General features: G+C 72.6%; 11 protein-coding genes. 7 read left to right on the top strand and 4 right to left on the bottom strand.

Annotated elements, in window-relative coordinates:
* The coding region (locus tag VP06_RS31390; protein WP_048467748.1) for a Gfo/Idh/MocA family protein at positions 1 to 1,052 on the top strand (1,052 nt) is incomplete at its 5' end.
* Positions 1,053 to 1,073: 21 nt separating this feature from the next.
* On the opposite strand, the gene VP06_RS31395 is transcribed toward VP06_RS31390, so the two are convergent.
* Together VP06_RS31395 and VP06_RS31400 are read right to left on the bottom strand one after the other, a co-directional pair.
* Positions 1,074 to 1,490 carry a RidA family protein gene (locus VP06_RS31395; RefSeq protein WP_342586857.1) on the bottom strand — a complete coding sequence of 139 codons (417 nt, stop codon included), beginning with the start codon at positions 1,488 to 1,490 and terminating at the stop codon, positions 1,074 to 1,076.
* A 12-nt stretch (positions 1,491 to 1,502) separates the two neighbouring features.
* Positions 1,503 to 2,642 (bottom strand): DSD1 family PLP-dependent enzyme, encoded by a 1,140-nt coding sequence (locus VP06_RS31400; RefSeq protein WP_048467750.1) that lies wholly within the window; start codon positions 2,640 to 2,642, stop codon positions 1,503 to 1,505.
* Positions 2,643 to 2,748: 106 nt separating this feature from the next.
* Between VP06_RS31400 and VP06_RS31405 the strand changes: the two genes are divergently transcribed.
* Together VP06_RS31405 and VP06_RS31410 are read left to right on the top strand one after the other, a co-directional pair.
* Positions 2,749 to 3,660 (top strand): LysR family transcriptional regulator, encoded by a 912-nt coding sequence (locus VP06_RS31405; RefSeq protein WP_048467751.1) that lies wholly within the window; start codon positions 2,749 to 2,751, stop codon positions 3,658 to 3,660.
* A gap of 68 nt (positions 3,661 to 3,728) precedes the next feature.
* Positions 3,729 to 5,909 carry a protein-disulfide reductase DsbD family protein gene (locus VP06_RS31410; protein ID WP_053082115.1) on the top strand — a complete coding sequence of 727 codons (2,181 nt, stop codon included), beginning with the start codon at positions 3,729 to 3,731 and terminating at the stop codon, positions 5,907 to 5,909.
* A 342-nt stretch (positions 5,910 to 6,251) separates the two neighbouring features.
* Here VP06_RS31410 and VP06_RS31415 read toward each other — a convergent pair whose 3' ends face one another.
* Positions 6,252 to 6,551 carry a hypothetical protein gene (locus VP06_RS31415; protein ID WP_048467752.1) on the bottom strand — a complete coding sequence of 100 codons (300 nt, stop codon included), beginning with the start codon at positions 6,549 to 6,551 and terminating at the stop codon, positions 6,252 to 6,254.
* A gap of 316 nt (positions 6,552 to 6,867) precedes the next feature.
* On the opposite strand from VP06_RS31415, the gene VP06_RS31420 reads away from it, so the two are divergent.
* The gene (locus VP06_RS31420; RefSeq protein ID WP_048467753.1) at positions 6,868 to 7,449 is read left to right on the top strand and encodes a YqaA family protein; all 582 of its coding nucleotides are present in this window, start codon (positions 6,868 to 6,870) and stop codon (positions 7,447 to 7,449) included.
* 49 nt (positions 7,450 to 7,498) lie between these two features.
* A complete protein-coding gene (locus VP06_RS31425; RefSeq protein ID WP_048467757.1) occupies positions 7,499 to 7,999 on the top strand; it encodes a disulfide bond formation protein B in 501 nt (166 codons plus the stop codon).
* A 153-nt stretch (positions 8,000 to 8,152) separates the two neighbouring features.
* Here VP06_RS31425 and VP06_RS31430 read toward each other — a convergent pair whose 3' ends face one another.
* Entirely contained in the window at positions 8,153 to 8,479 is a 327-nt protein-coding gene (locus tag VP06_RS31430) for a hypothetical protein (RefSeq protein WP_048467754.1), read from the bottom strand.
* Between the two features lie 179 nt (positions 8,480 to 8,658).
* On the opposite strand from VP06_RS31430, the gene VP06_RS31435 reads away from it, so the two are divergent.
* Both VP06_RS31435 and VP06_RS31440 read left to right on the top strand, forming a co-directional pair.
* Entirely contained in the window at positions 8,659 to 8,901 is a 243-nt protein-coding gene (locus tag VP06_RS31435) for a hypothetical protein (protein ID WP_156295867.1), read from the top strand.
* Positions 8,902 to 9,061: 160 nt separating this feature from the next.
* Positions 9,062 to 9,885: cation:proton antiporter (locus tag VP06_RS31440; RefSeq protein WP_048467758.1), on the top strand; the 824-nt coding region annotated here is incomplete at its 3' end.

The raw sequence follows: 9,885 nt of genomic DNA on the forward strand, positions 1-9,885 counted from the left end.
AGTGCCGGCGGGCGAAGCCCGTCGCCCTGATGTCGGGCTCGCCCGAGAAGGCCAAGGCGGTGGCGGCGCAATACGGCATCACGCCGGAGGCGGTGTACGGCTATGACGGCTGGGACGCGCTCGCCCGCAACCCGCAGGTGAAGGCGGTCTACATCGTCACCCCGAACGCGCTCCACCGCGACCAGGTGATCGCCGCGGCCGGGGCCGGCAAGCACGTGCTGTGCGAGAAGCCGATGGCGACCTCCGCCGCCGAGGCGCGGGCGATGATCGAGGCTTGCGCCGCCGCGAAGGTGAGGCTGATGATCGCCTATCGCTGCCAGTACGAGCCCTACAACCGCGAGGTGGCGCGGCTGGTGCGCAGCGCCAAGTACGGCAAGGTCAAGCTGATCGAGGCGACCAACACCCAGACCATGAGCCTGCCCGAGCAATGGCGGATGCGGAAGGCGCTGGCGGGCGGCGGGGCGCTGCCGGATATCGGGCTCTATTGCCTGAACGGGGTGCGGGCGCTGATGGGCGAGGAGCCGGTCTCGGTTCAGGCCCAGATCCACTCGCCGGACGACCCGCTCTTCCGCGAGGTCGAGGAGAGTGTGGCCTTCACCCTGCGCTTCCCCTCGGGCGCGCTGGCGCTCTGTTCGACCAGCTACGGCGCGCACGAGACCCGCTCGCTGACCGTCCAGGCCGAGGGCGGCGCGATCCAGCTTCAGAACGCCTTCGCCTACGAGGGCCAGCGCCTGTTCCTGAACCACCGCGAGGGAAAGGCGGAGGCGAAGGAGGAGCGGGCGCTGGGCGCGAAGAACCAGTTCGCCCTCGAGATCGACCACATGGCGACCTGCATCCTGGAGAACCGCACGCCCCGCACCCCGGGCGAGGAGGGGTTGCAGGACCAGATCCTGATGGAGGCGATCTACGACGCCGCCCGCACCGGCACCACGGTGGCGCTGAAAGGCCCGGAGCGGACGGTCGGCAACGGCGAGACGGATCAGGCTGGCAAGGATCAGGCTGGCAAGGGCCTCGACCTCACCCGTGGCCCGGAGCCGGACGAGGCGGGTTGAGCGAGAGGACCGGGACCGCCCTCACCTGCCCCGCACGGCGATCGCCTCGATCTCCGCCAGGTAACCGTGGTGCAGCTCCGGCACCGGCACCACCGTGCGGGCCGGCTTCGCGTCGCCGAGCATCTCGGCATAGATCCGGTTGAAGTCCGGCCAGTTCCCGACGCCGACGATGTAGGCGGTGACCCGCAGGATGTGCTGCGGCCCGCTTCCCGCCTCCGCCAGGATGGCGAGCAGGCTCGCGAGGGCCTGGCGCACCTGCGCCTCGAACGGCTGGTCCGCCGTGTGGCTGCCATCGGCCCGCGCACCGAGCTGGCCCGAGACGAAGACGAGGTCGCGCCAGGCGGTCGCTTGCGAATAATGCCCGGCCGGCGTCGACGCGGCTTTGGTGGCGATGCGGTCGATCGTGTCCGACATCGTGCTCGATGGTGTATCCGACATGGCGTTGGGCTCCTACCACCCGTTGATGCGGGGCCAGACGGCCGCGACGCGGCCCTCCCCGTCGAGGACGTGATAGCGGTCGTGCTGCGCCCCCGTCGCGCAGGCGTGGTTCGGCAGGATGCGGATCTGCGCGCCGATCGGAAGCTCCGGCAGGCTCGCGCCCGAGCCCTTCCGCAAGGCGACGATGCCGTGCTCCTGGTTGGCGTCGGCCACGATGAGATCGCGATAGGGCCGGCCTTGCGTGTCGCAGACGAGGCCGTAGCCCTGGTCCACCGCCTGCCGCGCGGTGCCGCGGTCGCGGGACATCGCCATCCAGCCGGCATCGACGATGATCCAGCCCTTCGCCCGCTGGTGGCCGATCACCGTGGCGAGCACCGAGACCGCGATGTCCTCGACCGCGACCGAGCCGACGCCGGCCTGGAACAGGTCGCCGAGCATGTAGACGCCGGCGCGGACCTCGGTGATGCCGGTGAGGTCGCGGGCAAACCGCGCAGTCGGGGTCGAGCCGACGCTGACCACCGGGCAGGGCAGGCCCGCCGCCCGCAGACCCGCCGCCGCCGTCACCGCGGCGACCCGCTCGGTCTCCGCCGCCGCCGCCAGGGCCTCGGGATCGCGCAGGGAATAGCTGTCGCCGGCATGCAGCATCACGCCGCGCAGCTCCGCGCCGCCCGCCACGAGCGCCCGGCCGATCGCCACCAGGGTGTCACTGTCGTTCGGCGCGACGCCCGAGCGGTGGCCGTCGGCATCGACCTCGATCAGGACCGGGACCGCGTCGCCGCGGGCGCGGACATGGGCCGCCACCGCCTCCGCCTGTTCCAGGCTGTCGAGGATGATCGCGAGGTCGGTGCCGCCGGCCCGGATCGCCGCGACCCGGGGCAGCTTCGCCGGCGCGATGCCGACGCCGTAGATCATGTCGCGCACGCCGCCCTCGGCGAAGTACTCCGCCTCCAGCAGGGTCGAGACGATGGCCGGGCCCTGGGGCGAGGCCATGGCGATGCGCCCGATTTCGAGGGATTTCGCGGTCTTGAGGTGGGGGCGAAGGGTCACCCCGAGGGTGGCCAGATGGGCGCGCATCCGCTCGGCATTGGCGCGCAGGCGCGCCTCGTCGAGGAGCAGGCAGGGGGTTTGCAGGGTGTCCAGCGGCTCGGGCATGATCGCGTGGCTCCTTACCGGTCGCGACGAGTCTGGCCCCCAGGAAGCACGGGAGGGGCGGTTGCGCCATTAACGCCGCCTGCCTCCTGCATTAAGCTCATCATTCATGCTCGGGCCCGACGACATCCGCTTCTTCCTCGCCGTCGCCGAGGCGCCCTCGCTGGCGGCCGCCTCGCGAGCCCTCGACGTGTCGCCGCCGGCGGTCACGCAGCGCCTGCGCGCCCTGGAGGAGCGGCTCGGCGTGCATCTCGTCGACCGGGCCGGGCGCCACCTGGCGCTCACCGACGAGGGCGAGCTGATCGCCGAGCGCGGCCGCCAGATCCTCGATTCGCTCGGCGAGCTCGACGAGGCCCTGGCCGCCCGGCGCGGGCAGGTGGTGGGGCACCTGCGGATCGTGGCGCCCCTCGGCTTCGGCCGCCGCCACGTCGCCCCGGTCGCGGCGGCGTTCCAGGCGGCGCATCCGCAGGTGGCGATCGACCTCATGCTCTCCGACCGCCTCGGCGGCGTGCCGGCCGGGACCTTCGACCTCGCCATCCATGTCGGCGAGATCGCGCAGGCGGCGCCCGGCCTGATCGCCCGGCGCCTCGCCCCGAACGACCGGGTGGTCTGCGCCGCGCCGGCCTATCTCTCGGCCCGGGGCGAACCGGCGAGCCCCGAGGACCTGCGCGCCCATGCCTGCATCGCCCTGCGGGAGAACGACGAGGACGTGACCCTGTGGCGCTTCCGGCGCGACGGCGCGGAGGCGCGAATCCGGATCGAGCCGCGCCTGGCCAGCAACGACGGCGAGGTGGTGCGCGGCTGGGCGCTCGCCGCTCGGGGCATCATCCTGCGCTCGGAATGGGACGTCGCCGACGACCTGCGGGCGGGGCGCCTGGTCCGGCTCCTGCCCGGTCACGCCCTGCCCGAGGCCCCCGTGATGGCGCTCCTCGGCGCGCCCAACCGGGCCCGTGCCGCCCGCACCCGCCGCTTCCTCGATGCCCTCGCCGCCGCCCTCGACCCGCCGCCCTGGCGGACCTGAAGGCTGCCTCACGCGAACGCGATCCCGCGGGCCTCGCCAGCGCCGCAGAGTCCGGCTAACCCGGGATCATGCCGCCCCGCTCGCTCGCCCTCCCCCTCGCCCTGCTCGCCTTCTGCGTCACCCTCGGCACGGCCGAGGCGCAGGTGCCGCGGCCCTCGAAATATGCCGACCTCGTCCGGGCCGAGCTGGTGACCCAGGAGAGCGCCGTCGCGCCCGGCGCCACGCTCACCGCCGGGGTGCGGCTGACGATGAAGCCGGGCTGGCACGTCTACTGGCGCAATCCCGGTGATTCCGGCCTGCCTCCGGAGATCGCCTGGACCCTGCCCCCGGGCTTTTCCGCCGGCGGCATCGCGTGGCCGGCGCCGGAGCGGATTCCGGTCGGCGACCTGATGAATTTCGGCTACGAGGGCGAGGTGCTGCTGACCGTGCCGCTCACCGCACCGGACAGCCTCGGGGCCGGCCCGGTCCCGCTCAAGGCCAAGGTGTCGTATCTCGTCTGCGAGCGCGAATGCGTGCCGGGCGAGGCGACCCTGTCGACGAGCCTGCCGGTGGCGGCCACCGGCACCAGCCCGCGGCCCGATCCCCGCCATGCCGCCCTGTTCGCGCAGGGCCGTGAGCGGCTGCCCGTCCCCGCCCCCTGGCCGGTGCGGATGCGGCAGGAGGGCGGCACCCCGGTGCTCGACATCGATGCCCCCGGCCTTGAGGCCCGCGACGTCGCCTTCTTCCCCTATTCCGAGACCGCCCTGGAGCACGCCGCCGCGCAGGTGGCGACGAGCGACGCCGCGGGCCTGCACCTGCGGCTCCAGCGCAGCAGCCAGGCCGACGCCGCGGCGCCGCAGGCGGACGGCGTCCTGACCTTCACCGAGGAGACCGGATCGGGCCCGGTCCGGCGCGCCTACGCACTCGGCACGGCAACGCCCGCCCCGGCCGCGGTGTCGGCCCCGGCGGCAGCCTCACCGGCGGCGCCGGCCCCCACTGCCCTCGCGGCCGGAGCGGCGGAGGCCGGGGGCCTGTGGCAAGCGGCCATCCTCGCCTTCCTGGGCGGGCTGCTGCTCAACCTGATGCCCTGCGTCTTCCCGGTCCTGTCGATCAAGGTCTTGAGCCTGGTGCGCCATTCCGGCGAGAGCCCGGGCCGGGTGCGGCTGCACGGCCTCGCCTACACGGCCGGGGTGCTGGCGACCTTCCTCGGCCTCGCCGGCCTGCTGATCGCGCTGCGGGCCGGCGGCGCGCAGATCGGCTGGGGCTTCCAGCTGCAATCGCCCCTGGTGGTGGCGGGCCTCGCCTATGGGCTCCTCGCCATGGGCCTGAGCCTGTCGGGGGTCTGGCATCTCGGCGGCCGGGCCGCCGCCCTCGGCGATGGGCTGGCCCGGCGGGCCGGGCTCGAAGGCTCGTTCTTCACCGGCGTGCTGGCGACCGTGGTCGCCACGCCCTGCACCGCGCCGTTCATGGGCGCGGCGGTCGGCTATGGCCTGACCCAAGGCGCCGCGGTGGCGCTCGCGGTCTTCGCCGCGCTCGGCCTCGGCCTCGCCCTCCCCTTCGCGCTGCTGACGGCCTGGCCGGCCGGGTTGCGCCGCCTGCCGCGGCCCGGGGCCTGGATGGAGACCCTCAAGGGCCTCCTCGCCTTCCCGCTCTATCTCACGGTGGCGTGGCTGGTCTGGGTGCTGAGCCAGCAGGTCGGTCCCGCCGGGCTGATGGCCGGGCTGACCGGGCTGGTGCTGGTGGGGTTTTGCGCCTGGGCGATCGAGCGCGGCCGGATGGCCGGCCCCCTCGCCCGGCGCGGGGCGCAGGTCGCCGCCTTGCTGAGCCTTCTCGGTCTCGCCGGCCTCCTCGCCGTGCTCGACCGGGACCGCGCCGGCCCGGTGACGGTCGCGAGCGCCGACGGGATCGAGCCGTTCACCCAGGCCCGGCTCGACGCGCTGCTGGCCGCGCATCGGCCGGTCTTCGTCAACATGACGGCGGCCTGGTGCATCACCTGCCAGGTCAACGACCGTGCCACCTTGCGGGCGGCCGCCGTGCAGGACGCCTTCAAGGCCCATGACGTCGCCCAGCTCAAGGGCGACTGGACCAACCAGAACCCGGAGATCACCCGGGTGCTGGAGGCCAACGGCCGCTCCGGCGTGCCGCTCTACCTGCTCTATGACGGGCGCGGCGGCGTGGCGGTGCTGCCGCAGATCCTGACCGAATCGATCATGCGCGACGCCGTGGCGGCGCTGCCCGCCGGCACCGGGCCGCGGGCCGCTTTGCCGTAAGGACAGGGTCGAGCCACGTCGTGGACGGGACCCACGCAGGGAACACGATGGATCCCAGCGGCCTTACATCTTGGGCAGACAATCGTGCTCAGACAGGCTCTTAGATTCTTGTGGGATCGCGGAATGTCATTGCGTAACCGATTGGAACTCGGCTTCGCGCCGGCCGCGGCCGACATGGTGGCGCACCGTCTCGACCGGTGACGGCGCGGTCCCGCGACGGAAGGCTCGGTCGATGAAAGAAACCCCGCCGGCGGGGGCCGGGCGGGGCCGAAGTCGAGGGTCCATAGGCAAAAAGCTTAGCCCGGTTCCGAGGGCGAGCGCATCCCCCGTTTGCAGGAGGGATCAGGCGTGCGGGCGGACCCGGCGCCGCGGCATCGCCCGCGCGGTCGCGGCCGGCGCACAGCGCTGCCAGCCCCAATGATCGTAGGCGGTCGTGGCGCGGCTTTCGCACCAGCCCTGGCGGCGCAGGGCATCGGCGTAGCGGTTGCGATCCTCGCAGGCCTGGTCCGACAGCGGCGAGGCCGGCAGGGCGCAGGCTGCATCGGCCCGCTGCCAGCGCGCGACGATGTCCTCCGCCGAAAGAGCGGGGGCGGCGCCCGCCGCCAGCACGGCGAGGGCGAGGAGCGAACGCAGGGTCGGCATCACGCGGGGCCTTCGGTGGATTTCACGGTGATCGATGCTCGTCGATCGTGGCGGGGATCGGACGGATTCGCGCAGTGCAGTCAAGACAAAACCCGCTCCCGCCATCGGGCCTAGTCCTTCCGGTCGAGATGCTCCGTGCCGACCGACTGCGCTCTGCTGGTCCGGCACCGCGGATCGGCCCGCCTGCTCTGTCCCGCCGTCCTCCGCTGCCCGGCACCGGATGGTCGCGCTCCACCCCTGCGGCGGATGCCCTCGCCAGCGCCGCAATCCTGTGCTCAAAGGGCGCGACCTCATCCCAGACGGGTGTCTCTCCACGATGCTGCGCCGCCTCTACGAGTGGATCCTCGCGCTCGCCGCGCGCCCCTCGGCCCCCTACGCGCTCGGCGCGGTCTCGTTCGCGGAAAGCTCGTTCTTCCCGATCCCGCCGGACGTGATGCTGGTGCCGATGGCGGTGACCCGGCCCGAGAAAGCCTGGACCTACGCGCTGATCGCGACGCTGACCTCGGTGGCCGGCGGGATCGCCGGCTACGCCATCGGGGCGCTGCTCTACGATTCGCTGGGCGCCTGGCTCTTCCATCTCTACGGCCTCGACAAGGGCGCCGACGCCTTCCGGGACGCCTACGCGCATTACGGCCACTGGGTGATCCTGCTGAAGGGCCTCACCCCGATCCCCTACAAGCTCGTCACGATCACGTCGGGCTTTGCCGGCTACGACCTGTTCTGGTTCATCGTGCTGTCGGTGATCACCCGGGGCTTGCGGTTCTTCATCCTTGCCGGTCTCGTCGGCCGCTACGGCGTCGGCATCCGCACCGTCCTCGACCGGCACCTGAACGCGGTGGCGGCCGTGTTCGTGGCGGTCGGGGTGCTCGGCTTCGTCGGCTTCCGCTACCTGTTCTGAGGCGTCCGCCATGGCCCACACTCCGGTGGCCCACACCCCGATGGTCCCGATGCTGGCCGAACGGCTCACCGCGCCCCGGCCGGCGGCCGTGCTGGTGCTCGTCGGCGCCGCCGCGACGGTCGGCGGTGCGCTCGTCTTCCAGCACGTCTTCGGCTACGTGCCGTGCAAGCTCTGCCTGACCGAGCGCCAGCCCTATTACCTCGTCCTCCCGCTGCTCGCCGCTGCCCTGCTGCTGCCGCGCCGCCTCTCCGGCGGGCTGCTGGCGTTGGTGGCCCTGATCCTCCTGGTCGGCGCCGGGCTCGGCGCCTATCATGCCGGGGCCGAGTGGGGGTTCTGGCCCGGCCCGAGCGATTGCGGCGGCGGGTCCGGCCCTGCCCCGGCCGGAGTCGACGATTTCCTCAAGTCGCTTCAGGCCACCCACCCGGTCGATTGCACCGCGGCGGCCTGGCGCTTCCTCGGCATCTCGCTCGCGGGCTACAACGCCCTCATCGCGCTCGGACTGGCGGCCCTCGCCGGGGCCGGCGCGTGGCGGGCTCTGCGCCGCGCCTGACGCGCACCGGACCGGATCCGGTCGATCGCCCGGCAATCGCTGCGGCGGCCTCGCGGTCGCGATGCGGAGAGGGGCGTCGTGCGAGCCTGTCACCCCGGAGGCTCCACCGCGGGGCTTGTCCCCGACCACGGAGGGAGCCCCCGGACCACGGCCTCAGTGCTTCGGCTTCATCACGGTCGGCTCGGCGAGGAGCGCGGCTAGGCGCTCGGAATCGAGGGCCGGCTCGGGCTTCGGCTTCACGATCTTCTTCGGCTCGGGCTTGGGCTCGACCCGGGCGAGCCGCGCCACCTTCGCGGAAGGCGGCGTCGGCACGATCGAGCCGGTGGTGACCGGCTCGTCCAGGGACACCGGCGGGGCCGCGGCGACGAGCGGGACCGGGCGCGGCGGCTCCCGCTCGAGCTGCGCCGAGCACACGGCGCACACCGTGGCGAAGCCGAGGCTGGCGATCGTCGCGAGGGTGAGGTTGGTACGCAGAGACACGGTCGGATACTCAGGAACGGTTGACCATCGCCGAGCCTAGGCGCCAATCCCTTAACGATCTCCTCGGATCTTCCGCGCCGCTGTTCAGGATTCACATACCACACCGGCCATACCGGGCGAACCTGACAGAGCTTGACGACTTGCCTCCGGTAGCCGGAGGACAACGGATGTTCTTTACCATGACGGCAGCGATCGGCGCCGCGATGGCGGCCGCTGTCTGGTCGATCGACGCTGGCCTGACCATGGCCGGCCTCGCCGCCGGAGCGGCCGGCCTGACGAGCGCCGCCGCCGCGTCTTTCCTGATGGTCCGGGTGGATCGTCAGGCGCTCGCGATCAACCCGGAGGCTGGCCCGGAGCCGGCTCCTGCCGATCTCCCGCGCCTGAGGCGTTCCCGCCGCGAGCGGTTCGTGCAGGCTCCGTAATGTCGATCGGGGCCTTCACGCTCGAACCGGTCGCGCTTTGCCATCGTCACGCAGACAGGAACCGGCCCAGGGTGCCCCGGTTGACGCTCGCGCGAACCGAGAGGACAGAGACCGGCGTGCGAGACACCAGCACCTCTGCGCCACGCCCTCCCGGCGGATCGTGCGCGTGAGACCAGCGCTCCTCGCCCTCACAGGTGTCCTTGCCGCCGGCTCCGCCCAGGCCGCCGGGATCGGCTCGGGCAGCGGCCCGTCCGAGGTCGTGCTGATCGTCCAGATCGTGCTGCTCCTCGCCGTCGGGCGCCTGCTCGGCGAGGCGATGCTGCGGGTCGGACAGCCCGCGGTGATGGGCCAGTTGCTGGCCGGCCTCCTGCTCGGCCCCTCCGTCCTCGGGGCCGTGTGGCCGGAGGCACAGCACTGGCTGTTTCCGCCCGGGCGCGACCAGAAGGCGCTGCTCGACGGCATCGCCCAGCTCGGCATCCTGCTGCTCCTGCTGATGACCGGCCTGGAGACCGACCTCGCCCTGGTGCGCAGGGTGCGGCGGGCGGCAGTCAGCGTCTCGGTCACCGGCGTCGCGGTGCCGTTCGGCTGCGGCTTCCTCCTCGGTCAGTTCCTGCCCGAGGCGATGCTGCCGCATCCCGAATTGCGCCTCGTCACCGCCCTCTTCCTCGGCACCGCGCTCGCGATCTCGTCGGTCAAGATCGTCGCCATGGTGGTGCGCGAGATGAATTTTCTGCGCCGCAACGTCGGCCAGGTGATCGTCGCTTCGGCGATCATCGACGACACGATCGGCTGGGTCATCATCGCGGTCATCTTCAGCCTGGCGCAGGCCGGTACGCTCGACCCGTGGGCGATCGGCCGCAGCCTCGCGGGGACGCTGGTGTTCTTGGGCCTCAGCCTCACGGTCGGGCGCAGCCTGGTCTTCCGGCTGATCCGCTGGGCGAACGATTCCCTACGGAGCGAGGCCGCGGTGATCACCGCGATTCT

It is taken from the genome of Methylobacterium aquaticum (assembly GCF_001043915.1).
Taxonomy (GTDB): Bacteria; Pseudomonadota; Alphaproteobacteria; order Rhizobiales; family Beijerinckiaceae; genus Methylobacterium; species Methylobacterium aquaticum.

Coding starts and splice junctions, on each gene's coding strand:
- VP06_RS31395 (WP_342586857.1), bottom strand. CDS start 1,490: ATGTCGGATACACCATCGAGCACGATGTCGGACACGATCGACCGCATC.
- VP06_RS31400 (WP_048467750.1), bottom strand. CDS start 2,642: ATGCCCGAGCCGCTGGACACCCTGCAAACCCCCTGCCTGCTCCTCGAC.
- VP06_RS31405 (WP_048467751.1), top strand. CDS start 2,749: ATGCTCGGGCCCGACGACATCCGCTTCTTCCTCGCCGTCGCCGAGGCG.
- VP06_RS31410 (WP_053082115.1), top strand. CDS start 3,729: ATGCCGCCCCGCTCGCTCGCCCTCCCCCTCGCCCTGCTCGCCTTCTGC.
- VP06_RS31415 (WP_048467752.1), bottom strand. CDS start 6,551: ATGCCGACCCTGCGTTCGCTCCTCGCCCTCGCCGTGCTGGCGGCGGGC.
- VP06_RS31420 (WP_048467753.1), top strand. CDS start 6,868: ATGCTGCGCCGCCTCTACGAGTGGATCCTCGCGCTCGCCGCGCGCCCC.
- VP06_RS31425 (WP_048467757.1), top strand. CDS start 7,499: ATGCTGGCCGAACGGCTCACCGCGCCCCGGCCGGCGGCCGTGCTGGTG.
- VP06_RS31435 (WP_156295867.1), top strand. CDS start 8,659: ATGACGGCAGCGATCGGCGCCGCGATGGCGGCCGCTGTCTGGTCGATC.